Genomic DNA, 24,205 nt, shown 5'->3' on the forward strand with positions numbered 1-24,205 from the left:
CGGATACCGCTTTTCATTTATCTTTACCGATCAAAGAATCAGCAACGAGGCTTGATCTGCTTGAAGAAGTCATTACCCTTGTTATCTACCAAGATAAACGCGGGGAAGTTCTCTACCTCGATCTTCCAGATCGCTTCCATACCCAATTCCGGATATTCCACGCACTCGATGCTCTTGATATTGTTCTGAGCCAAGATAGCCGCAGGGCCACCGATAGATCCTAGGTAGAAACCGCCGTGATTCTTACAAGCGTCCGTAACTTGCTGGCTACGGTTACCCTTCGCCAACATGATCATGCTACCGCCATGGCTCTGGAACAAGTCAACGTATGAGTCCATACGACCCGCCGTCGTCGGGCCCATCGAGCCACAAGCCATACCTGCCGGAGTCTTAGCCGGGCCCGCGTAATAAATAGGATGATCCTTGATGTATTGGGGAAGATCCTCGCCACGATCCAGACGCTCCTTCAACTTAGCGTGAGCGATATCACGGCCCACGATGATCGTTCCGTTCAATGACAAACGAGTAGATACCGGATATTTATCCAATTCCTTCAAGATATCTGCCATCGGTTGGTTCAAGTTGATCTTGACAGCGTCGCCCTCACCCGCTTGACGAAGTTCCTCCGGAATCAATTCGCCGGGATGGCTATCCAACTTCTCGATCCAGATACCTTCCTTATTGATCTTACATTTAATATTACGGTCCGCGGAGCAGCTTACACCCAAACCTACCGGGCAAGAAGCGCCGTGGCGAGGCAAACGGATGATACGGACATCGTGAGCCAAATATTTACCGCCGAATTGAGCGCCCAAGCCAATATTCTGAGCGGCGGCCAATACCTCTTTCTCCAACTCCACGTCGCGGAAAGCACGGCCACCCTCGCTACCGGTCGTAGGCAAGCTATCGTAGAAACGAGTAGAAGCCAACTTCACCGTCAATAAATTCTTCTCAGCGGAAGTACCGCCAATCACGATCGCGATATGATACGGAGGACAAGCGGCCGTACCCAACGTCTTGATCTTCTCTACGAGGAAGGGAACCAATGTACCCGGATTCAAGATCGCTTTTGTCTCTTGGTATAAATAAGTCTTATTGGCGGAACCACCTCCCTTTGTCACGCAAAGGAACTCATACTCCATGCCTTCCGTAGCCTCGATATCGATCTGGGCCGGCAAGTTACATTTCGTATTTACCTCATCGTACATATTCAGCGGAGCGTTCTGGGAGTAACGAAGGTTCTCTTCCGTGTAGGTCTTGTAAACACCTAAAGAAAGCGCTTCCTCATCGCAGTAACCGGTCCAGACCTGCTGGCCCTTCTCGCCGTGGATAATAGCCGTACCGGTATCTTGGCAGAAAGGAAGTACGCCTTTAGCCGCTACCTCGGCGTTGCGAAGGAATGTCAAGGCCACGTACTTATCGTTGTCCGTAGCTTCCGGATCGCTTAGGATCTTAGCGACCTGCTCGTTGTGAGAACGGCGAAGCATGAATGATACGTCGCGGAAAGCGGCGTTAGCCATAGCGGTCAAACCTTCTTTAGCGACTTTCAAGATCGGTTTTCCTTCAAACTCAGAAACGGAAACATAATCTTTTGTAAGCAAATAATACTCTGTTGTGTCCGGTCCCTTTTGGAACATCGGCTCGTAGTGAAACGGAGGTGTTGCCATATCTTTAGAATTTAATTATATATTGGTTTTATTTAAGTTTGTCCGTACTTTTCGATTGGCAAACTTAGCGAAAAAACTTGATATATAGATCATGGGGTAAAGAAATATAGCTATATTTGCCCGATATGAAAAAGTTGACCTCTTTATACATTGTATTCCTGCTAACGATGCTCGGTTTTCAAGGAAATCTGAAAGCGCAGGTTAGCCACGGAGGCCGCCCGCTTCCGCTATCGCTCATGCGAAGTACAAACGGACAGATGTTTAAAGAAATGCCTCCGTTCGACGTCCAAGAGGAATTGCGTATCGACTCGCTGAATGAGAGCGACCTAAGAAGCGGTTTCCGTTTTGCCTATAAATTCATAACGGATTACAATCGGTACAACTCGGGCGTAACTTTCACCGGGCCGGATGGGACACGTGTATGGAGACTCGGGATCTACTCGCCCGGGGCCCTTTCCATCAACGTGCTCTTCTCGGAATATGAACTGCCCGAAGGCGCCCAGCTCTTCCTATATAATGAGGACCAGACACAGATATTAGGCTCGTTCAATCACCTAAACAACTCGGAGTTAAACCTATTGCCGGTCTCTCCTATCCAAGGGGATCGCCTGATCATAGAATATCAAGAACCGGCCAACGCCTCTTTTCAAGGAAGACTGACCGTCGGGGAAGTCAACCATGGCTACCGGAGCTTGCGGGGGTTAGAACCGGGAGACAACACCTCACTGATCGGTAAAATCCCACCGTTAGCTTGCTATCAAGATGGGACAAACGATTACGCCCAATGGGGGCAAAGCGTCGTTCTCCTGATCATAGACGGAAGTGTAGGGTGCACGGGCACCCTGATAAATAATACGGACAATGACGGAAAGCCTTATCTACTCACCGCCTCCCATTGTCTGAACAAGCAATTCACGATGAAAAACCCCGATTATGAGAAAATAGCCGGAAGCATCGTCTGCTTTTTCAACTTCAACAGTCCTTTCTGCGACCCGATCCTAAGAGGAACGGAAGAGATGTCTACCGCATCCACTTACTTCAAGGCGGTTAATGAAATGGCAGACATGGCCTTGTTGGAACTTACCGCCACACCTCCGGTTTATTACAGGCCTTATTACGCGGGCTGGAACGCACAAGAGGTAGGACCTGCCCCCTATACGTGCATCCAACATCCCCAATACTCGGTAAAGCGAATCAGTATATCCGATGAGGATCTGGCTCCCTTTACCTTGACAGATCCAAACATGATTTTTTACGAGAACGCTCATTTACATGTCAAGACTTGGGAAGTAGGTTATACGGCCAGCGGTTCCTCCGGATCTCCTTTATTCAATGCCGACGGAGAGATTATCGGAGCGTTATCCGGCGGGCAGTCCAGTGAGAATAGTCCGAAGAATGATTACTTCTTCTCTTTGAAGAAACCCTGGGACGCGATCGATACCCCCGAGAGACAGCTCAAATATTGGCTAAACCCGTCCGATGACGAGACCAAGGTTTGCGAGGGACTTGATCCGTATAAATCAACCCCTTGTTTCCGGTTGAGCAACATCTATGACTCCGGTAATCAAGAAAACGCCGAATGTACGCTCTATCCCGGGTCTGAAAAAGCGTATTTGTTCGGGAACAACCCCGCCAATATCACTGAATACGCGGAAGCTTACCAAGTAGCCGAAGCGGGTACCTTATACGGAACTTATTTCGTAACACCGCCTGCCGGAGCGAATTACAAACAAATGGAAGTGGAAGTTACCGTTTACAGCGGTGACTCTAAGCCCTCTACATTATTATATACGGAAACATTCCAACCCACCTACAGCAATAAATCGATATTGGACGATACGTTTATTGAGACCGCTAAATCCCTAAATCGGTCACAGGAAAGTTATATCCATTTCTCCAAGCCCGTGAACGTTAGCGGAAAGTTCTACATCGGCTATAAGCTCAAGAGCGTCCCGGAGAACACGTATTTCTCCGCTTACAATTTGCCCAAAGGCAAAACGACCCGGAATACGGCTTGGGTTCATGATAAAAACGGCTGGAGACAAGCTACCGAATATACGCAAGCAGGTTTTAGCACCTCCTTGTTTATCGATCCCGTCATTCAATACGGTAACCCCGTCAGCAACGAAAAGCTCGAGGCGAACGAGCAGGTACTCATTCATCTCGGTCCGGAGAAAGGCATGGTACACCTTGTTTTGCCGGATGGAATAGAGAAAGCGACTTATACATTGCACTCGGCACAAGGAAAAGTGTCGGAAAACGGAGAGATCACGGACAGGCAAGCTACACTCCATTTCCTAAAATTAACATCTGGAGTCTACTTTCTAACCGTGCACTATGGCGAGGAGCATTATACACAAAAGATTATATTTTAATCAAAAAATATACAATAAGAGTTCTGGGAAACCATCCATTGAAAAGAATGGCAAGAGGTACACAGCCATATTTTTTCAATAATTCTACCCATATTTTATGTATAAAACAAGCCTAGGATTCATTAATAAGTATTAATTAAAAAGATTTTATCGCTTCTTTGCTATCCATAACAAAAAAATACTTTAGTTTTGCACGATAATGGCTAAGGGATAATTTGGAAGTGAATATATTAACATAGTAACATTTTAAACTTACATCAAGATTATGAACAAAAAGTTTTTATTGCCATTCTTCGTATTGGCAGCCATTTTAACTCTTTCTTCTTGTTCAAACAAGTTGAAACCGTTGGCAGAACAGTACATTAAAGCAGAGCCGCAGCCGCTAGAGGCTATCGGAGGCAAAGTTCCTGTAACGATCAATGCGACTTTCCCCGCTAAATGGTTCAACAAGAAAGCTGTTGTAACTGTAACTCCGGTATTGCGTTACCAGGGTGGCGAAGCTTGGGGCACTTCTTACACTTACCAAGGTGAGAAAGTAAAAGGTAACAACCAAGTAATCCCTCAAAAAGAAGGCGCTAACGTAACTATGAAGTCTTCTTTCACTTACAAACCCGAGATGAAAAAATCAGAATTGTATTTGACTTTCGACGCGAAGATCAAAAACAAGACTGTTAAATTGCCGGACGTAAAGATCGGTGAAGGCGTTATCGCTACTTCCGAATTGGCAGACGCAGCTACTGCTACAGCAGCTATCGCAGCTGATAAATTCCAACGTATTATCAAAGAGGCTCATGACGCTAACATCATGTTCTTGATCCAACAAGCTAACCTTCGCGCTAAAGAATTGAATTCTGACGCTATCAAAGAATGGAAAGATCTTGTTAAGAACGCTGACGAGGCTCCGAACCAGAATGTAGCTATCGAGATCAGCGCTTACGCTTCTCCTGATGGTGGTTTCAAATTGAACAACACGTTGGCTGAGAATCGTGAAGGAAACACTACGAAATATTTGAACAAGGAATTGAAGAAGATGAAGGTTGACGCTCCGGTTGACGCTCGTTACACAGCTCAAGACTGGGAAGGCTTCAAGGAATTAGTTTCTGCTTCTAACTTGCAAGATAAAGACTTAGTATTGCGTGTGATCTCTATGTACCAAGATCCTGAGACAAGAGAGAAAGAAATCAAGAATATCTCCGCTGTTTACTCTGACTTGGCTGAGACTATCCTTCCGCAATTACGTCGTTCTCGTTTGACTGCTAACATCGAGATCATCGGTAAGTCTGACGACGAGATCAGCGCTTTGGCGAAGAGCAATCCTTCTGAGTTGAATATCGAGGAAATCCTTTACGCCGCTACATTGACTAACAACGACGGTGAGAAGATGGCTATCTATACAAAAGCTTCTGAATTGTATCCTAACTGCTACCGTACTTGGAACAACATCGGTATGATGGCATTCAAGGCTGGTGATTTGGCTAAGGCTGAGCAAATGTTCAACAAGTCTAACTCTGTTAAGAATAACGCTTCCGCTAACATGAACTTAGGTTTGATCGCATTAACGAAGGGTGACCAAGCTAAGGCTCAACAATTGTTCGGTAACGCTGCCGGCGTAAACGAATTGAGCGAGGCTCTTGGTGTTCTTTATTTAGAGCAAGGTGAATATGCTAAGGCTGTTAACTCTTTCGGTTCTGTTAAGACTAACAACGCTGCTTTGGCTCAGATCTTGGTTAAGGATTACAGCAAGGCTTCTCAGACTTTGAACGGTGTCGCTAATCCTGACGCTGTAACTTCTTATTTGAAGGCTGTTGTTGCCGCTCGTACGAACGACGCTAACGGTGTTATCAACAACTTGAAGGCTGCTATCGCCGCTGATAAGAACATGGCTAAGGAAGCTGCTATCGACTTAGAGTTCGCTAAATACGCGACTAACTCTGACTTCGCAGCTTTAGTAAAATAATTAGAAAATATTCTTTCTAAATAAGAAAAAGACCTCATCCTTTTGGATGGGGTCTTTTTTTATATCCCACCATCCAATCCTACATTTGATAAAAGCGTAACAGCTTGAAATAAATATTGATTATCAATGATTTTTCATGAAATAAATTCGTAGATTTGCAAAATCTAACAAAGTTGTTGTAAATATTAATCAAATAGGGTAAAGAAATTATGAGATCACAAATCTGGAAACAAATGGTGTGGGTATTTTGTCTGCTCTTTCTAATGGGGTCATGCGTTAAACATGACATTTTTCAAGGAGAAGACCCCACGGTAGATCCGAAAGAACCTACCAAAGAAGAAGAAGATTACATAGCCCAGTTCGAGAATTTCGAGAACATACAGGTTAACATATCTTCTCAGCATGAAGGGACCGTATATTCTATTTATTATGAATATCCTTATGAGGAAGGCTCTTTAGTCAAAGATCCTTATTTAATTGGTAAAACTCCGATCCATATGGCTCTGGAAGTACCTACACACGTAAAGAAACTCTATATCCTAAGAGGGGATGGGGAACTTATTGAGAGCGATGTAAAGGACATCACGATCGGCAGCGATACCAAAAGTAGTTTACGGGCTACAAGTGCGATCAGTGATGAAGTCCTTCATTTGATCAATAACAAATACTTTCCAGAAAAGGCATACAATGTAAAAAGCGAGGATTTATATAGATGCTCTGATCTAAAAATCACGGAAACCGTTTTTACCAGTAGCTTTGAGAAAGCGGATATTTGGCTGACCTATATAAGCGATGGAGGAATGTCCAAAGACAATATGTATGGTAAAATTTGGTTCTATACATATCCCTTCGAGAAGATGGAGAATCTCACTTTAGACGACTGCACCTTCTATGGAAAGACTAATGGCACCATCCAAGTCATTGACTTCAAGATGATCAACCAAGGCGAGAATTATATCTTTTACTCCAAAGAGGAACAGCCAAAGGCTAAGACAGAAGAATATACCCGAATCCCCCTAGGAAGATTCGACAAGGGGCTTAACGTCGGTTTCGTATATCGAGGCACAGACCGTCCACAATTCTCCACCCCGGCATTAAATGGGCCGGATAACAATAAAGTGCCAGACAATGGGGCATTCTCCCATAATTATATAGGCCATACCTTAAAATACGGCAATTCTTCTTTCAAAATAGAGAAAAACGTAGCAAACGGATTCATCCACCACATTCAAGAAGGTGATTTTGAAGGAAATATATTGGGAATGGAAAATCGTTGTCCAAACTATAGGGCCTACGACGGAGACTACAACGATATGCTTTGTCTAATCGAAAGTAATCCCGTTGCCATCGAGCCGGCAGAGCCGGTAACCCCTCCCGTCATAGAATCGCAAACGAACAAGAAAGGATTCCTCTTGTTCGAAGATAATTATCCAAACCAAGGCGATTTCGATTTCAATGACGCTGTCATATATTATAGCATCACAGCATATACCGATAAGAGTACCGCAGATGTTTATGCCCAGTTACTGGCTAAAGGCTGTACATTCCACAACCAATTTGGATTTAAGGACGCCAATGGACTAACTCCCTTTTTCTCCGATGTCAATGGATATGTCAATGTGAGAAAATTCGACAAGGAACCGGAAAGTGGGATTACAAAGACATTAACATATAGCTCAACTCAACTGATCATGCCTTACATTGATAACGGGAAGGGACCGGTAAGTAAAAACGTAAAGAATACGGATCTATACCCATATGTGTTGGATATCCCTTATTCGGAAAATAAACCTTTCCATTGGTGTATAGAGAATAAGAGTATTGACAATGCCTATAATTTTGATCAGGATTACCGCAAAGCGCACGGAGATTGGTATGAGACTCCTAAAGATGAATCGCTTGTAATAAAATTCACGACTTCGGATGAAGAGAAGAAAGATCCGGAAAATAAAGAATGAAGTTACGCGAACCCATTGAAGGATCTCTAAAATCCTATAACACATAAAAACGGCGGCCTTTTTAAAAGGTCGCCGTTTTTTATATTTATTCAATAGAAGAATTTATCTACCTTGGCGCTTGCGCTCTGTCTCATCCAAGATGATCTTACGCATACGCATATTATTCGGGGTGATCTCTACGTACTCATCGCCCTTGATGTACTCAAGCGCATCCTCTAGGCTGAATACGATAGGAGGAGCCAAGGAAACCTTGTCGTCCGAACCAGAGGCACGCATATTCGTCAACTTCTTGGATTTGGTGACATTTACCACCAAGTCATTGTCTTTGGTATGCTCTCCGACCACCTGTCCAGCGTAAACCTCCTCGCCCGGGGCGATGAAGAAACGCCCGCGGGATTGCAAGTTATTCAGGGCATAAGCGAAAGCCTGACCTGTCTCCATAGCGATAATCGAACCATTCATACGTCGTTCGATATCACCCTTCCACGGTTGATATTCCAAGAAACGGTGTGCCATGATAGCCTCACCGGCAGAGGCGGTCAATACAGCGTTGTTCAAACCGATAATACCACGGGAAGGAATCGTGAACTCCAAGTGCATACGACCATTCTTGCTTTCCATCATGGTCATCTCGCCCTTACGTTTCGTTACCATATCGATAATACGGCTAGAGCATTCCTCCGGAAGATTCACCGTCAATTGCTCTACCGGCTCACATTTCTCACCATCGATCTCCTTGATGATAACCTGAGGTTGACCTACCTGCAACTCGTATCCCTCACGACGCATCGTCTCGATCAATACAGACAAGTGAAGCACACCACGACCATATACCAACCAAGAATCAGCGGAATCAGTAGGAACTACGCGTAAAGCCAAGTTCTTATCCAATTCTTTCTGCAAACGGTCAAAAATATGACGAGAAGTAACGAACTTACCATCCTTACCAAAGAACGGAGAATTGTTGATCGTGAAAAGCATAGACATCGTAGGCTCGTCGATAGCGATCGTTGGCAATGGCTCCGGCTCGTTCACGTCGGCGATTGTCTCACCGATCTCGAAACCATCGATACCGATAATAGCGCAAATATCCCCGGACTGCACGGAATCAACTTTCGTACGTCCCAAGCCCTCGAATACATCCACTTCCTTGATCCTCGATTTCACCATACTACCATCACGCTTACAAAGCATGACATCTTGGCCCTCTTTCAACTCGCCACGGTGTACACGTCCTACAGCGATACGACCTACATACTTAGAATAATCCAAAGAAGTAATCAACATCTGCGGAGTACCCTCCAACATCTTTGGTTCGGGGATATACTTGATGATCGCATCAAGCACAGCCGTTATATCCTCTTTCGGCTCCTTCCAATCCTCGGACATCCAGCCCTGCTTGGCGGAACCATAAATAGTAGGGAAGTCAAGCTGCTCCTCGGTAGCATCCAGACTAAACATCAAGTCGAATACCATTTCCTGCACTTCCGACGGGCGGCAATTCGGCTTATCCACCTTATTAATTACCACGATCGGCTTCAAACCCAGTTGAATCGCTTTTTGCAAAACAAAACGAGTTTGCGGCATAGGCCCCTCAAAGGCGTCTACCAATAGCAAACAACCATCCGCCATATTCAAGACACGCTCCACCTCGCCACCAAAGTCGGCGTGGCCCGGAGTGTCAATAATATTGATCTTATATCCCTTATAATTGATAGACACGTTCTTGGCAAGAATCGTGATACCTCGTTCCCGTTCCAGATCATTGTTATCCATGAACTGATCCGGTTCTGCCTGTCCTTCACGGAAAAGCTTACCGGCTAATAACATCTTATCCACGAGCGTCGTTTTGCCGTGGTCTACGTGCGCGATAATCGCAATGTTTCTGATCTTTTGCATTGAAGACTAATTTATTGGCTGCAAAAATACGATATTTTTACGATATATATATGACATTCATGCTTCAAAACACAAAAAAGATAGTAGAATCTATTGCAAATCAAAAAGGAATGCCTACCTTTGCGACCGCTTAGATAACATAGTATTAATTTATTAAAGTAAAAAGAATCATGTATTTAGATTCAGCAAAGAAACAAGAATTATTTGAAAAGTATGGCAAATCAGCAACTAACACAGGTTCTGCTGAGAGCCAAATCGCATTGTTCACATTCCGTATCTCTCACTTGACAGAGCACTTGAAAGTGAATCACAAAGATTACGCTACGGAAAGATCATTGAAGATGTTGGTAGGTAAACGTCGTCGTTTATTGGACTATCTGATCAAGACTGACATCGAGAGATACCGCGCTATCATCAAAGAACTTGGTATCAGAAAGTAAGAAAAAGCTTACTCGAAAATATTAAAAAGGGCAATCCCAAATGGGTATTGCCCTTTTTATTTGTCTTAATCCTAGATATAATAAAATATTAATGTAAATTTGCGCCGTTTAGTATCAAATTATCAAACATTACAGGACTATAAATAACAAATCATACACATGGGAAACAACAAAATTATAGGCGCGAAAATTAAAAATATCCGGGAATCGAAACAACTCTCTATCGAGGAGGTAGCCGAACGCTCCGGGTTAGGTATCGAACAGATAGAACGTATCGAGGGTAACTTGGATTTTCCATCTTTGGCCCCTCTTATCAAAATAGCACGGGTATTAGGGGTACGTTTGGGTACATTCTTGGATGATCAAGCGGAGCTAGGCCCAGTCGTATGCCGCAAAAAGGACAGCGAGGCCGATGGTATCGGGTTCACGAACAACGCGACACAAGGACACAAGCATATGGATTACCACTCGCTCTCACAAGATAAGTCCGGCCGCCATATGGAACCCTTCTTGATCGAGATCGCTCCCTCCGAGGAAGGCGAGGATTTCATCCTGTCCACGCATGAGGGAGAGGAGTTTATCTACGTATTGAGTGGCGTCGTAGAGATTAACTACGGAAAAAACACCTATATCCTAGAGGAAGGCGATAGCATCTATTATGATTCTATCGTGGCGCATCATGTACATGCGGCAGCCGACAACAGGGCTCGAATCTTAGGAGTTGTCTATACACCTTATTAAATCCGGCGTTTTATGGAATTACATAACAGAACCCTTGGCCAATGGCTGGAACATTGGGCCGAGACTACACCGGACAAGGAATATATCGTTTATTCGGACCGTGACTTACGTTTCACTTGGAGCGAATTCAACAAGCGTGTGGACGACATGGCGAAAGGCATGCTGGCGATCGGTATCACCCATGGCACACATGTCGGCGTATGGGCGACGAACGTACCGGATTGGCTGACTTTCTTATATGCCGGAGCCAAGATCGGTGCCGTACTGGTCACGATCAACACCAACTATAAACAAAGCGAACTGGAATATCTGGTTGAGAACGCCGATATCCATACGATGTGTATCACGGACGGCGTGTTTGATGGAAGTTACGTGGACATGGTCTATACCATGTTGCCGGAATTGAAGACCTCTCAACGGGGGTATTTGAAAAGCGAGCGTTTCCCACGCTTGAGAAATGTAGTATATATCGGACAGGAGAAATACAGGGGTATGTACAATACGCCCGAGATGTTGCTCCTCGGACAAAATATAAAGGATGAGACCTTAGAGGCTGCCAAAGCGAGAGTAAATTGCCACGACGTTGTCAATATGCAATATACGTCCGGTACGACCGGCTTCCCGAAAGGGGTCATGTTGACTCACTACAACATCGCCAACAACGGTTTCTTGACGGGTGAGCATATGAAATTCACCGCCGACGATAAGCTTTGTTGCTGCGTACCTCTCTTTCATTGCTTTGGCGTGGTATTAGCTTCCATGAACGTATTGACGCATGGATGTACGCAAGTGATGGTCGAGAAATTCGATCCGCTATTGGTATTAGCTTCTATACATAAAGAGCGTTGCACGGCCGTGTACGGCGTGCCTACCATGTTCATTGCCGAGCTGAACCACCCGATGTTCGAGATGTTCGACCTCACGTCGTTACGTACCGGTATTATGGCAGGTTCTCTTTGCCCGGTTGAACTCATGAAAACCGTGGACGAGAAGATGCACATGCGTGTAACCAGCGTGTATGGATTGACAGAGACCTCACCGGGTATGACCCACTCCCGTATCGAAGATCCGGCCGAGGTGCGTTATAATACTGTAGGCCATGAGTTCGAATTTACCGAGGTACGGGTTATCGACCCGGAGACTGGCGAGGAATGCCCCGTCGGCGTACAGGGCGAGATGTGTAACCGCGGTTATAATAACATGAAAGGTTACTATAAAAACGAAGCCGCTACCAATGAAGCGATCGACAAGGATGGCTTCCTGCATTCCGGCGACTTGGGCGTTCGTGATGAGAATGGAAACTTCCGTATCACCGGCCGTATCAAGGATATGATTATCCGTGGAGGCGAGAATATCTATCCACGTGAGCTGGAGGAGTTCCTCTATCATTTCCCCGGCGTGAAAGACGTGCAAGTAGCCGCTGTTCCTTCCAAGAAATATGGAGAGGAAGTGGGTGCCTTTATCATCCTTCACGATGGTGTGACGGCTACGGAGGAAGAGGTGAAAGATTTCTGCCGCGGAAAGATCGCCCGGCATAAGATCCCGAAATACATCTTCTTCGTCGATACCTTCCCGATGACCGGAAGCGGAAAGATACAGAAGTTCAAGTTGAAAGACCTCGGGCTGAAACTATTGCAAGAGCAAGGTATCACGCCGGCCTGACGATTTAGTGGACAGCTAACAGTTGACAGTTACTTTAAAATCTTCATAATGGGCGGCACGATCTTCCCGTGTCGCCCATTTTCCTAAAGAACGATGGACGGAATCAACACACTGCGTTACTCGGATTTATTTTTAGCGATGTATTTCGATGGCGGAAAGAGCTGCCTGCACCGGAATCATTCGCATGTGTTGGTGTATGTATATTCCGGAGAGATGGTAATCGACGAGAAAGGCCAAATCACCCGGTTACATAAAGGAGAATGCGCTTTCATCCGCAAGGACTTCAGCGTGCAGATGACGAAACAAGCATGGAATGGCGAGCAGTTCAAGGCGATCTTCTTGATGTTCACCATGAAGTTCCTACGCGACTTTTACAGCAAATTAGATCGAAATACTCTCCCTAAAGATGCCAAGCGAGATCAGGTCAGCCTTTACAAGCTACCGTCCAACCGTCCCGATATCGTAAGCTTGTTTGAGTCGATGACCCCTTATTTCAATTCCAAGATCCAACCGACAGACGAATTGCTGCAACTAAAAATGGTCGAGGGCGTTTATGTGTTGCTCAATACCGACAAGAATCTATATGCCTCTATCTTCGATTTTACCGATCCATGGAAGATAGACATACTGGAATTCATGGAGCGGAATTATATGAACGATATTTCCATGGAAGAAATCGCCAACTATACGGGACGCAGTCTCTCCACATTTAAACGTGATTTCAAGAAATGTAGCGCTCTCTCGCCCCGGGAATGGCTCATCCAACGCCGCCTTGAAGCCGCATATGGGCTGATACGTAAAGGGGGGCGTAAGGTCTCGGAGATTTGTTTCGAGGTAGGCTTCAAGAACCTTTCCCATTTCTCGAAAATCTATAAGATAGCGTATGGCGTACCGCCAACCGAGGATATATAATATTTATAATGGGCCACACAACAAAGCTATTTGAACCACATAACAAAGCCTCCATACCACTCCCTCCTTATCTTCGCGACATAAATAATAACAAAATGTAAATCAAATGATCATGACAAAGACAATGGAAGAGAAAGTAGCTTTAGTAACCGGTTCAGCGATGGGTATCGGACTCGCTTGCGCTGAAGCCTTCGCCAAGGCTGGATACATAACCGTATTGGCAGACATCCGTGAGCCGAGAGAACAGGTAGAGAAATTAGTAGCCGAGGGACATAAGGCCGTAGCGTATCGGTGCGACGTATCAAACACGCAAGCCGTAAAAGAGATGATCGACTGGATCGTAGCTACCTACGGAAGACTGGACGCAGCTCTTAACAACGCAGGCATACAAACACCGCAACGCCCAATGGCGGAAATCACCGACGATGAATTCGACCGTACCGTGGCTGTCGATTTGAAAGGTGTCTGGAACTGCATGCGTTATGAGATCCTGCAAATGCTGAAACAAGGCGGCGGCGCCATCGTCAACACCTCATCGCAAGGCGGAGTCACGGGATTTCCGGGGCAAGCGGCCTACATAGCCTGTAAGCATGCCGTTATCGGACTGACACGTACCGCCGCTATCGACTATGCGGCAAAGAACATCCGCATCAATGCCGTATGTCCGGGCGTTATCCGTACGCCGATGGCGGAAGACTTAATGCGGCGTGACCCTTCCTTGGAGAAGGAGCTGGTGCGCGACATTCCCGCAGGGCGGCTCGGTAAACCGGAAGAGATCGCCAACGCCGTACTTTGGATATGCAGCCCGCAAGCGAGCTTCGTAGATGGCCATGCGCTATTGGTAGATGGAGCCTTCAGTATTCATTAAATCGCAAAACTACAGAGAGCCCAATACTGCAACGGCGTTGCAGTGTTACTGCAATGCGGGTTGCAGTAATGCTGCATGGCTGTTGCAGAACTGCTGCAAGGCAGGTTGCAGTAACGAACCCACCGTACCCCTCGGCAAGCCTCTGCCCTAGATGGAAATTCATAGATAAAGAACACCTACTATCAACGCTTTTTCGTACCTTCGCGTCTCAACCATTTATAGTATTAATTTATGTCACAATTATTTCCAACTAATCTGCCTTATAAAGTGGCAGATATGAGTTTGGCTGAATTCGGTCGCAAAGAGATCGAGATCGCCGAACACGAAATGCCGGGATTAATGGCGCTACGCCAGAAATACGCCGATCAGAAACCCTTGAAAGGCGCACGTATCACCGGCTCACTGCATATGACTATTCAGACGGCAGTGTTAATCGAAACATTAGTTGCGTTGGGAGCGGACGTTCGCTGGGCTAGCTGTAACATCTTCTCCACACAGGACCATGCGGCGGCGGCTATCGCAGCTGATGGCGTACCGGTATTCGCTTGGAAAGGCGAGACGCTGGAAGAATATTGGTGGTGTACGGACATGGCGCTTCGTTTCCCGGAAGGCAAAGGTCCTCACATGATTGTTGACGATGGCGGTGACGCTTCCTTATTGATTCACATGGGCTATCGTGTGGAGAACGACGCGGAGACCATCAACCGCAAAGGCGGTAATCATGAGGAACAGGTAATTCTAGATACATTAAATCGTATCCTTCAAGAAGATAACAGCCGTTGGCACCGTACGGTAGCCGAGATGAAAGGTGTGTCGGAAGAGACGACCACCGGCGTTCACCGTCTGTATCAGATGATGGAGAAAGGTGAGTTGCTGGTTCCGGCTATCAATGTTAATGACTCCGTGACGAAATCCAAGTTCGATAACCTATACGGTTGCCGTGAGTCTTTGGCGGACGGCATCAAGCGGGCTACGGACGTAATGATCGCCGGCAAGGTGGTAGTCGTGGCCGGATACGGTGACGTAGGTAAAGGCTGCTCTCACTCCATGCGCTCTTACGGGGCTCGTGTACTCGTGACTGAGATCGATCCGATCTGCGCCTTGCAAGCCGCTATGGAAGGTTTCGAGGTCACTACCATGGAAGAGGCTGTGAAAGAGGGTAACATCTTCGTTACAACCACCGGAAACTGCGATATCATCACGATCGAGCATATGACACAGATGAAAGATCAATCGATCGTATGTAATATCGGTCATTTCGACAACGAGATCCAAGTGGACAAGCTTGTCAACTATCCGAATATCAAGCACACGAATATCAAGCCTCAAGTGGACAAATATACGTTCCCGAACGGAAACTCCATCTTCTTATTGGCAGAGGGACGCTTGGTAAACTTAGGTTGCGCTACGGGACACCCGTCATTCGTAATGAGTAACTCGTTCACGAACCAAGTGCTTGCCCAAATGGACTTATGGCAAATGGCTTATGAGGTAGGTGTATACCGCTTACCGAAACGCTTGGATGAGGAAGTTGCCCGCCTACACTTGGAACGTATCGGCGTGAAATTATCTACATTATCACAAAAGCAAGCTGATTATATCGGCGTACCGGTAGAAGGACCGTACAAGGCTGATCATTACAGATACTAATTAATTGAAGATTGAAAGTTGAGAATTGATAATGAAGGGAGGGCAGCTCCTGTAGTTCTCGATTCTTAATTTTCAATTTTCAATTCTTAATTTTCAATTACCATGCGTTTCGCTATTCTCTCCCCTATTTATCCCTATCGTGGCGGTATCGCCCAATTCAGCGGGATGCTCTATACGGAATTAGTAAAAGAAGGTCATGAAGTAAAGGCTTTCAACTTCAAACGCCTTTATCCGGATATCTTATTTCCCGGCAAGACTCAATACGTAGAAGCGGGAGACCGTGCGATCGAAATCGAGAGCGTGCGAGTATTAGATAGCGTCAACCCGGTTAGTTATTTCAGTACCGTAAACGCCATTCGTTCCTATGCGCCGGACGTACTGATTATCTCTTACTGGATGTCCTTTTTCGTTCCCGGATACGCCCACGTAGCGAACCGGATGAAAAAGCATTGTAAGGTAATCACCCTTATCCACAACGCGATTCCCCATGAGCCGCGTTTCTTCGACAAGCCTTTAGCTTCGTTACTTTTCAAGCAATGCCATGGCTTTATCGTGATGAGCGATAACGTGCGGTATGATTTGCGGAAACTTTACCCGGGCGCTAAATATATCCAGAACCCACACCCGCTTTACAATCATTTCGGGAGTAAGATCAACAAGAACGAGGCGTGCCGGAAATTAGGAATCCATCCGTCCAAAAAGAATCTTCTATTCTTTGGACTGATACGGGATTATAAAGGATTAGACCTGCTGATAGAAGCGATGGGACAGCTTAACGAGGATTACCATCTCATTATAGCCGGCGAATGTTACGGTAGTTTCGAGAAGTATCAGGTTCTGATCGATGCATCTCCGGCAAAAGAACGTATATTCGTCCACTGTGAATATATCAGCGACGAGGAAATCCCCATTTATTTCTCAGCGGCGGATGCCTTGGTACTCCCCTATCGCTCCGCCACTCAAAGCGGTGTCGTATCCGTAGCCTACAATTACGATTTACCTATGTTAAGTACTCCCGTAGGCGATTTCAAGAACAGCATCGAAAAGCCGGGTACAGGCATCGTAGTGCCTGAGATATCTGCGACGGCCCTCGCCCAAGGTATCGAGGAACTTTTCACCCCCTCACAGCAAGCCACCATCCCTGCGAACATATCCAAAGAAAAAGCAGCCCTCTCGTGGGAAACCCTAACGAGAAAACTGCTCGATTTTATCAATAGCGGTTTCATCTAGTTGTAGAGACGGGGCGTGCCCCGTCTCTACAACCAACCGGAATTTATATCTCTTTTTGCTTTCTAGCTTTCCAAACCGAATATCCTACCGCACCAATCAATAACAACAAGATAATCAACGAACTGAAAGAAGTAATATAAGCCGCCGTAATATAACCTTGCGGTCTAAACTCAAATACGATCTGATGCTCTCCTGCAGGAACTAACATAGCCCTTAATATCCAATCCGCCCGGAAATGCGGAGCGGGCTTCCCATCAATCGTAGCCTCCCATCCCGGTTGATAATAGATCTCAGAGAATACTGCTAATTGCTCAGAATTAGCCTTCGTCGTATAAACTAATTTATTGGGACGATAACTATCCAGCGTTATCGTAGCCGTTGAGTCCACTTGAGGAGTAAAACCCTTCACCTCATTGGCGAAACGTTTATCGACAACCGCCGTCGTTAACGGATTGATCGTATTCAACGCCGCTATTTCCGCATCCGCATTCTCCACGACCTCCACTTTATCCACAAACCAAGCGTTGCCGAAAGCAAACGGATTCCTCAAAGGCGGTTGCTCCGGATTATAGATAATATAACGTGTATTTAGCATATTCAAGGACGGGCAAGCAGCGAACGCCCCCATCAAATCCTCTGCGGTCTGCGCTTTCTGGAAAGCCCCGATAACCGAGTTAAGCTCTCCTTGCAGACGGTGGTCGATCAGTTCTTGGTACCGTCTTAGCTTCGCGGCGTAATAACCACCGACGGAATGGTGATAGTACGAGGTCGTTGTCTCCAAGAAAGGATTATTCAAATTCAAGACACGATAAGAAAGGTCCTTATCCTTCATGATTTCTTGATCGGCTACCGTCTCTTTATATACCTCTGTAGGTTTCTGGCGGATAAAGTTACTATCGTTCAAATACCGTTTATCCACCGTCCATAAGTCAACCAACATCAAGACCGCAACACCGATCCCTACGAATGTCGCCACCTTTTTCCGATCTTTCGAGGTATAGAACCAGAACAACAAAGCCGCCCCTAATAAGATAAAGACCAAAGAGCGCAACGCATCCGCCGAAGCCAAGGAAGCACGATCCATTAACAAGGCGTTGTAATACCAATCCGGCAACTGATATTGAGCGTCGAAAGAAGAACGGAAATCCAACAGCATACTCGGCATCAACCAAAGGATTAAAGAAATGCCCCCCGTGATAGCCAAAGCAGCGATCAATCCTTTCTTCAACAAGGCATCGCTCACGGTCTCCGATAACACCTCTTTCAATCCCCATATAGCGATAATAGGAAATACCATACCCGGAATAACCAATGCCATCTCTACGGTACGGAATTTATTATACATCGGCAAGTAATGGAACATAAAGTCATTGAAGCTATCAAAATTACGTCCCAATGCCAGCAATATCAAAAAGACAGAACCTCCGAATAACCACCATTTCAACGGATTCCGGATCACGAACATTCCCAGAACAAACAAGAAGCAGACCAATGCCCCGAAATAAACCGGCCCGGAAGTAAATGTCTTTTCTCCCCAATAGGTAGGAGCCTGTACCTCTTTTCCGACTTGAGCGCCTTTCGCCCTTAATTCCTTATATAACTCAGAATCCGGGCCTAGCATTCCACCTGAACTTCCACCATAGGCATTCGGGACCAACAAGGTCAACAACTCCCCTTTTCCATAGCTCCAAGCGAACGCATAATCCTTGTCCAAGCCGGAAGAGATCTTCTCGCCCGAAGGGGTCGTTGTCGTTAATTCCGTAGCCCCACGGATAGAGTTCTGTCCCAAATCCCATTGAGCATACATATTCTGGGCATTCGGCAACACCGCCAATATCACGCATCCAGCCATAATAGCGGTTACCGTACCCAGTTCTTTATAAGCTTTTTCTTTCAGTTTATTGAACAAATATCCCAAATAAACGAAGAAGCAAAGTAATAATAAATAATAAGTGATTTGCAGGTGCGTATTCGCGATAGAGAAAGCGACACCCAACAAGAACACGACCGCCCCCCATAAATACTTACGCTTGAACAACAGGGCCATACCCGCCAACGTTAATGGCATATAAGCGATTACATACGCTTTCGTGACATGGCCGGCCTCTATAATGATCAGATTATAAGACGCTAAAGCGAAAGCGATAGCACCAGCGATCGCCAACCACCAATTTACGCCCATGACACACATCAAGATATAGAAACAAACGAATCCGGTAAACACCATCCCCGCATCCATATACCCCAGCGCTTTTAAAGGCTTCTCCACTAAAAGATATCCGGGAAATCGTGGAGCCGGATTGCCATATCCCGACACATAAGGCATTCCGCCAAACATAGCATCAGACCATGCGCTGAATTCTCCCGGTTGGGCCGTCTTCTCATATTCATCCATCTGGCTATTCCCCATACCGATAGCCTTTTCCGTATCCCCTTGCCGGACGACCTTACCCTCAAATACGGCCGGAGAAAAATAAATCACCGTCAATACCAAGAATACGGCTATCGCTGCGATATGTTTTCCCCATTTACTCATTATACTCCGCATAAAACTTATCTATAATTTATTGTTTATACTCTACCTTTAAACCATTTGGCAAAATAGAATCTCACGGCGAACCAGCCATGCAACAGAATCGTCGACACCTTGCCATAATACTTACACATGACCTCATATCGCTCCTTTAAGGAAGCTTTCCGGTTCACACTACTTAATCCTTCCTCTAAAAAATTAGATAGGGTCAAACGTGTATTATGTATTCTTTTCGATCGTCTCAGACATTGGATACACCAATCATAATCCGCCGTCAAACGGTATTCCGTATTATATAACGGAGCGATCTCCCGTTTTGATATAAATGACTGGTGACAAACCAACATTCCCATCCGGAAACTTTTCCAAGTCAGTTTCTCCGGTGCTTTCAATCTGCGCATCCCTAATGATCTACCCTCCGCATCAACGATCCGGGTCTCTCCGTAAATCACGTCTGGCAAAGATACTTTCTTTTTCAAAGACGCCACAATTCTTTGCACGGTATCTGCGGTATAAAGTGTATCCCCCGCATTCAGGAACCACACATAATCCCCTGTAGCCCGCTTCAATCCCTTATTCATAGCATCATACAAGCCTTTATCAGGCTCGCTTATCCAAGAAGCGATACCGGACTCATATTGCTTGATGATCTCTACGGTCTTATCCTTCGACGCTCCGTCAATCAATATATACTCGATATTCGGATACGACTGGCTAAGTACGCTCAATATCGTACGCTCCAACCATCGCTCCGCATTATAGGTGATCGTTATGATCGAAAATGTAGGTTGCTGATTCATTTCCATTATCTCTTATAAATTTCCGACTTGTCTCACACGATATTTTTGTAAAGGATGCTTAGGAGAAGACGGATATAATCTCTCTAGTAGCCCATCCTCTAACATTCTTGGTATAACCCGATTAATTAAATAAGAAGCCTCTCTATGAACAGCTTCCGCTATTATTTCCAGAGCTACATAATCCTCACAAACAGATAGTATTAACCTCGACAAATCCTCATAACGCATATATTTCTTACTTTCATCCTTCTCCAGTTTGCTTTCATCTTTTTGAGGCTTGCTTTCATCCTTCTTCAGTTTGCTTTCATCCTTTTGAGGCTTGCTTTCATCCTTCTCCAAAAACAGCAAACGGTACCTAGTTCCCCGGCCATTTCCTATAGACTCCAAAAAACCAGCATTGCACATACTTTTTAGTAGCTTTGTAATATTTGAGCTATGTTGGTTCAAAATATATTGAAGTCTTTCATTAGATACTTGTTTTTCAGAGTAACAAAGAGCCAAAACCGTGAATTGATCATATGGAATTCTTTCAATTTCCCGTCCAAACAGACGCTTAAGTTCTTCTAAGACTTCCTCTGGATACAAACTTTCCATCGGTAAATTCAACACCACCCGATCCGGGTGACTTTGCTCCTCCACAAATGGAGGTCTCCAATTCGCATTTTTCCAACCCATAAAAATCTTATTCACCCCACTTCCTGCTTTCTCAGAGAAGCCAATCAGCATAAACATCTTTTGCAAGCTCTTATTACGGCATATACTTTCACCTCCGGCATAATACTGGGCCTTACTCACTAGCAGTGTTCCGGGATTTTTAAATACATAACGATCTTTCCATTGTTCTATCGTTATATTTCCTTCCTCCATATAATCACAATGCACCAATGTATTTACAAATGCCTCACGTAAAGCGACATGCGTGGTAGTATCTTCCAATCTCACACCATTCTCCAAACGGAATGGCTTAGGCAGTACAGATGATAATTTAGGATACACACGCCGATAAAATTGAAAAAGATTCGCTTCCCAAGTTCCATCCATACAAATGCGATCTGTCCATCTAACATTCTCATCTACCGACATTTTTTCCTGATAATCCGGAAAATAAGATGGAGCACATTCATTATCCGTTATACTTTCTGTCCTTCCAAACATTAATATACCCGCTAAAGTAAACCCTTCTTGACCTGTTTGCCTATCTTGTCGATATCCTCCCAATTTTCTCAAAAAAGCCATATCATCAAGTGTCAACCAAGGGTGATCTGGCTGACGACTAGAAAGTAGCAGTCGATATTGTTTAAGTGAGTCCAAATCAATATCTTCCATTGAATAATTACATAAAATACGAGAATCTCTCGGATGTTCCTCATCCGCATCGGCAATCATTCTGCGAACTTCCGTATCCGTACATTTATAATCTCCCTCATTATTTCGTTTATAAGTATGTCCATTCAAGGGATTTCTTGTTAAATATACAGGACGTTGTGAACGAGATGCTCTCGGAACATAAATCAGCAAAAGAGATTTTCCTCTATAGTCTACCTCTTGAATATTCTTGTCAGTAAGTAAATTAACATTAACGCAATCCGGATTATTCAATTGGTTACAAATGATTTGCCGATAAGACACAATTTGCTCTGGAAGAAGTCCCTCCACAAATAGTGCCCCATTTTTCTCCTTTATTCCCAGAACGATAGTTCCTCCATCTGTATTCGCAAATGAAGAATACGTTTCCCACACACTATTTGGGAATCCGGCACGAGCGGTCTTAAACTCTAAATCGACAGCCTCTTGACTACGTAACAAGCTATCCACATATTCTACAAAATCCCACTCGTCCACCTTAATCCATTCAGGCTTATGCTGATCGTCCATTTATTCCATTTTTCCACAAATGTAGCAATTTTCATTTGCTTTCAATCACCTACCAACAAGCATTCATTCTTACTTCGATATGCTGATCTTCTTTCACGCTATTTTCTCTTATTACACAGGCTCTGATACAAAGCTATATATTTTTCGGCAATAACCGATTCCCTATAACAATCATGCACCTTGCGGACGCAAGCCTCACTAAATCGAAAAGTCTCTTGGTTGTCAATTATCCACTTAATCCCTACAGCCAAATCATTTGTATCCTTATATTTAGCTACATACCCATTCTTCAAATGATCTATCATCTCCGGAATCCCTCCTGTCTCAAATCCCACACAAGGCGTACCGCATGCCATTGACTCCATAATCGTATTGGGTAAGTTATCCTCCAACGAAGGAATAACGAACATATCGGCACAGGCATAAGCGGAAATCATAGAGTCTTGATCCGATATATATCCCAGCGTATTCACCTTAAAAGGAAACTGGCTAATCAATTCTTCCGAGCTATTTCCCATCAACACGATTTCTATGCGATCTTGGTATTTCTCTTTTAGTTTTTCGCAAGCCTCGATCAAAAAAATCGCTCCCTTCCGGGTATCTGAAAGCTTAGCGGCGGCAAAAAGAAGAAGGAACTTATCTTCCGGCAGGCCGAATCGTTTACGGGCCACCCGCTTTTCCATACGCTTAAAGGCTGTCACGTCAATCGGGTTAGGAATCGAGGTAAAACAGGCAGTTCTCAACCAATTGCATTTTTTGGCCTCTTCCATTATCCATCGGCTACAACCGACAAATGTAATCTTAGATAACCCAATTTTCCCTTTCTCCTTAAAAACAGAAGCCGCTAAATCAAAAAACGGATTTCGTTTCAGCATCGGGCACTGATAACAATTCGATATATACTTCTCACATCCTCCCGGATAATGACAAATAGCCGTAGCAGGCCACAAATCATGCATAGTCCACACAATGGGTTTTCCGGTATTTACTAATTTCTTGATATCAGAAAGAGACAAAAATCCTTGATTCACCCAATGCAGATGAATCACATCCGCCTGTTGCACTAATGGGTGCTTCGATAAGTCCGTGCCTGTATTGGCTATGGAAACTTGAAAGAGGTTCTTCTTGCTAAAGAAGTTACAGATAAAGATTATCAGTCGTTCCCAAATGAAGCGAAAAGAATTAAGCCTATGTGAAGTCCATGAATTATTTACAGAGAAAACTTTTACATGGTCTGTTTTCCGATCACGTACTAACATAGAAACCTCTACACCAGATTTACCCAATGCTTTCGCTAGTCGGTTTGCGGCGACTGCCGCTCCACCGGTTAATTCAGAGGTATTTAATATCAATATCTTCATGACTTCTCTATTATTTTCCAATAACCATTTTTCCTAGCTCCAATGCGTTCAATCCAACCATGCTCTTTCAACTTTTTTATAAGCTTCCGGATATACTGCTCTGTCAAATCCAAACGATTTGCTAAATCTATTTGACGGATAGTAGGCTCCTCTCGCAAGATCTGATATACCTCCCGTTCCATATCCGACAATTCATTTATCCGCTCATTTATCCGCTCATTTATCCGCTCATTTATCCGCTCATGAAAAAAAGTCAAGTATAAAAAACCCATCTTAT

17 protein-coding genes are annotated in these 24,205 nt (G+C 44.8%); 10 read left to right on the forward strand and 7 right to left on the reverse strand.

All coding sequences use genetic code 11. From position 1 onward, the window contains the following. Window positions 1–38 precede the first annotated feature (38 nt). Window positions 39–1,667: a fumarate hydratase gene (locus DWX84_RS09140; RefSeq protein WP_005860810.1), complete on the reverse strand. Its 1,629-nt coding sequence runs from the start codon at window positions 1,665–1,667 to the stop codon at window positions 39–41. 125 nt (window positions 1,668–1,792) lie between these two features. Here DWX84_RS09140 and DWX84_RS09145 point away from each other — a divergent pair, with 125 nt between their 5' ends. The 3 genes from DWX84_RS09145 (at window position 1,793) to DWX84_RS09155 (ending at window position 7,957) form a co-directional block, all read left to right on the forward strand. Then, the gene (locus DWX84_RS09145; RefSeq protein WP_121961141.1) at window positions 1,793–4,042 is read left to right on the forward strand and encodes a trypsin-like peptidase domain-containing protein; all 2,250 of its coding nucleotides are present in this window, start codon (window positions 1,793–1,795) and stop codon (window positions 4,040–4,042) included. A gap of 265 nt (window positions 4,043–4,307) precedes the next feature. Next, window positions 4,308–5,999, forward strand: coding sequence for a hypothetical protein (locus DWX84_RS09150; protein ID WP_121961142.1), 1,692 nt, complete (start codon window positions 4,308–4,310; stop codon window positions 5,997–5,999). Window positions 6,000–6,208: 209 nt separating this feature from the next. Then, entirely contained in the window at window positions 6,209–7,957 is a 1,749-nt protein-coding gene (locus DWX84_RS09155) for an LruC domain-containing protein (RefSeq protein ID WP_121961143.1), read from the forward strand. Between the two features lie 102 nt (window positions 7,958–8,059). On the opposite strand, the gene typA is transcribed toward DWX84_RS09155, so the two are convergent. Continuing rightward, the gene (gene typA / locus DWX84_RS09160; RefSeq protein ID WP_005864133.1) at window positions 8,060–9,856 is read right to left on the reverse strand and encodes a translational GTPase TypA; all 1,797 of its coding nucleotides are present in this window, start codon (window positions 9,854–9,856) and stop codon (window positions 8,060–8,062) included. Between the two features lie 170 nt (window positions 9,857–10,026). Between typA and rpsO the strand changes: the two genes are divergently transcribed. The 7 genes from rpsO to DWX84_RS09195 all read left to right on the forward strand — a co-directional run bounded on the left by rpsO (window position 10,027) and on the right by DWX84_RS09195 (window position 17,359). Beyond that, window positions 10,027–10,296 (forward strand): 30S ribosomal protein S15, encoded by a 270-nt coding sequence (gene rpsO / locus DWX84_RS09165; RefSeq protein ID WP_005860800.1) that lies wholly within the window; start codon window positions 10,027–10,029, stop codon window positions 10,294–10,296. Window positions 10,297–10,455: 159 nt separating this feature from the next. Next, window positions 10,456–11,037, forward strand: a complete 582-nt coding sequence (locus DWX84_RS09170; RefSeq protein WP_036613898.1) for a helix-turn-helix domain-containing protein — start codon at window positions 10,456–10,458, stop codon at window positions 11,035–11,037. A gap of 12 nt (window positions 11,038–11,049) precedes the next feature. Further along, window positions 11,050–12,699, forward strand: a complete 1,650-nt coding sequence (locus DWX84_RS09175; protein WP_057326727.1) for an AMP-binding protein — start codon at window positions 11,050–11,052, stop codon at window positions 12,697–12,699. A gap of 93 nt (window positions 12,700–12,792) precedes the next feature. Then, entirely contained in the window at window positions 12,793–13,611 is an 819-nt protein-coding gene (locus tag DWX84_RS09180) for an AraC family transcriptional regulator (RefSeq protein WP_121961144.1), read from the forward strand. Window positions 13,612–13,723: 112 nt separating this feature from the next. After that, window positions 13,724–14,479 (forward strand): glucose 1-dehydrogenase, encoded by a 756-nt coding sequence (locus tag DWX84_RS09185; RefSeq protein WP_121961150.1) that lies wholly within the window; start codon window positions 13,724–13,726, stop codon window positions 14,477–14,479. 231 nt (window positions 14,480–14,710) lie between these two features. Continuing rightward, window positions 14,711–16,129, forward strand: coding sequence for an adenosylhomocysteinase (ahcY, locus tag DWX84_RS09190; protein WP_122377496.1), 1,419 nt, complete (start codon window positions 14,711–14,713; stop codon window positions 16,127–16,129). A 102-nt stretch (window positions 16,130–16,231) separates the two neighbouring features. Beyond that, window positions 16,232–17,359: a glycosyltransferase gene (locus DWX84_RS09195; RefSeq protein WP_121961145.1), complete on the forward strand. Its 1,128-nt coding sequence runs from the start codon at window positions 16,232–16,234 to the stop codon at window positions 17,357–17,359. A gap of 43 nt (window positions 17,360–17,402) precedes the next feature. On the opposite strand, the gene DWX84_RS09200 is transcribed toward DWX84_RS09195, so the two are convergent. The 5 genes from DWX84_RS09200 to DWX84_RS09220 form a co-directional block, all read right to left on the reverse strand. Continuing rightward, window positions 17,403–19,907, reverse strand: coding sequence for a YfhO family protein (locus tag DWX84_RS09200; RefSeq protein ID WP_121961146.1), 2,505 nt, complete (start codon window positions 19,905–19,907; stop codon window positions 17,403–17,405). A gap of 23 nt (window positions 19,908–19,930) precedes the next feature. Further along, window positions 19,931–20,692 carry a glycosyltransferase family 2 protein gene (locus tag DWX84_RS09205; RefSeq protein ID WP_008774361.1) on the reverse strand — a complete coding sequence of 254 codons (762 nt, stop codon included), beginning with the start codon at window positions 20,690–20,692 and terminating at the stop codon, window positions 19,931–19,933. A gap of 12 nt (window positions 20,693–20,704) precedes the next feature. After that, complete coding sequence (locus DWX84_RS09210; RefSeq protein WP_008774360.1) at window positions 20,705–22,567, reverse strand: RNA-binding domain-containing protein; 1,863 nt, start codon at window positions 22,565–22,567, stop codon at window positions 20,705–20,707. 98 nt (window positions 22,568–22,665) lie between these two features. Next, on the reverse strand, window positions 22,666–23,928 hold the full coding sequence (locus tag DWX84_RS09215) for a glycosyltransferase family 4 protein (protein ID WP_048928494.1): 1,263 nt from the start codon (window positions 23,926–23,928) through the stop codon (window positions 22,666–22,668). After that, on the reverse strand, window positions 23,925–24,205 hold a 281-nt coding region (locus DWX84_RS09220), incomplete at its 5' end, for a helix-turn-helix domain-containing protein (RefSeq protein WP_233573928.1). The genes DWX84_RS09220 and DWX84_RS09215, both read right to left, overlap by 4 nt.

It is taken from the genome of Parabacteroides sp. AF21-43 (assembly GCF_003635435.1).
GTDB classification, from domain to species: Bacteria; Bacteroidota; Bacteroidia; order Bacteroidales; family Tannerellaceae; genus Parabacteroides; species Parabacteroides distasonis.

What these genes read in the sequence shown, in the direction of transcription:
- DWX84_RS09200 (WP_121961146.1), bottom strand. Translation starts at nt 19,907, where the DNA reads ATGCGGAGTATAATGAGTAAATGGGGAAAACATATCGCAGCGATAGCC.
- DWX84_RS09155 (WP_121961143.1), top strand. Translation starts at nt 6,209, where the DNA reads ATGAGATCACAAATCTGGAAACAAATGGTGTGGGTATTTTGTCTGCTC.
- DWX84_RS09145 (WP_121961141.1), top strand. Translation starts at nt 1,793, where the DNA reads ATGAAAAAGTTGACCTCTTTATACATTGTATTCCTGCTAACGATGCTC.
- DWX84_RS09170 (WP_036613898.1), top strand. Translation starts at nt 10,456, where the DNA reads ATGGGAAACAACAAAATTATAGGCGCGAAAATTAAAAATATCCGGGAA.
- ahcY (WP_122377496.1), top strand. Translation starts at nt 14,711, where the DNA reads ATGTCACAATTATTTCCAACTAATCTGCCTTATAAAGTGGCAGATATG.
- rpsO (WP_005860800.1), top strand. Translation starts at nt 10,027, where the DNA reads ATGTATTTAGATTCAGCAAAGAAACAAGAATTATTTGAAAAGTATGGC.
- DWX84_RS09195 (WP_121961145.1), top strand. Translation starts at nt 16,232, where the DNA reads ATGCGTTTCGCTATTCTCTCCCCTATTTATCCCTATCGTGGCGGTATC.
- DWX84_RS09180 (WP_121961144.1), top strand. Translation starts at nt 12,793, where the DNA reads ATGGACGGAATCAACACACTGCGTTACTCGGATTTATTTTTAGCGATG.
- DWX84_RS09210 (WP_008774360.1), bottom strand. Translation starts at nt 22,567, where the DNA reads ATGGACGATCAGCATAAGCCTGAATGGATTAAGGTGGACGAGTGGGAT.
- DWX84_RS09140 (WP_005860810.1), bottom strand. Translation starts at nt 1,667, where the DNA reads ATGGCAACACCTCCGTTTCACTACGAGCCGATGTTCCAAAAGGGACCG.
- DWX84_RS09150 (WP_121961142.1), top strand. Translation starts at nt 4,308, where the DNA reads ATGAACAAAAAGTTTTTATTGCCATTCTTCGTATTGGCAGCCATTTTA.
- DWX84_RS09185 (WP_121961150.1), top strand. Translation starts at nt 13,724, where the DNA reads ATGACAAAGACAATGGAAGAGAAAGTAGCTTTAGTAACCGGTTCAGCG.
- DWX84_RS09215 (WP_048928494.1), bottom strand. Translation starts at nt 23,928, where the DNA reads ATGAAGATATTGATATTAAATACCTCTGAATTAACCGGTGGAGCGGCA.
- typA (WP_005864133.1), bottom strand. Translation starts at nt 9,856, where the DNA reads ATGCAAAAGATCAGAAACATTGCGATTATCGCGCACGTAGACCACGGC.
- DWX84_RS09175 (WP_057326727.1), top strand. Translation starts at nt 11,050, where the DNA reads ATGGAATTACATAACAGAACCCTTGGCCAATGGCTGGAACATTGGGCC.
- DWX84_RS09205 (WP_008774361.1), bottom strand. Translation starts at nt 20,692, where the DNA reads ATGAATCAGCAACCTACATTTTCGATCATAACGATCACCTATAATGCG.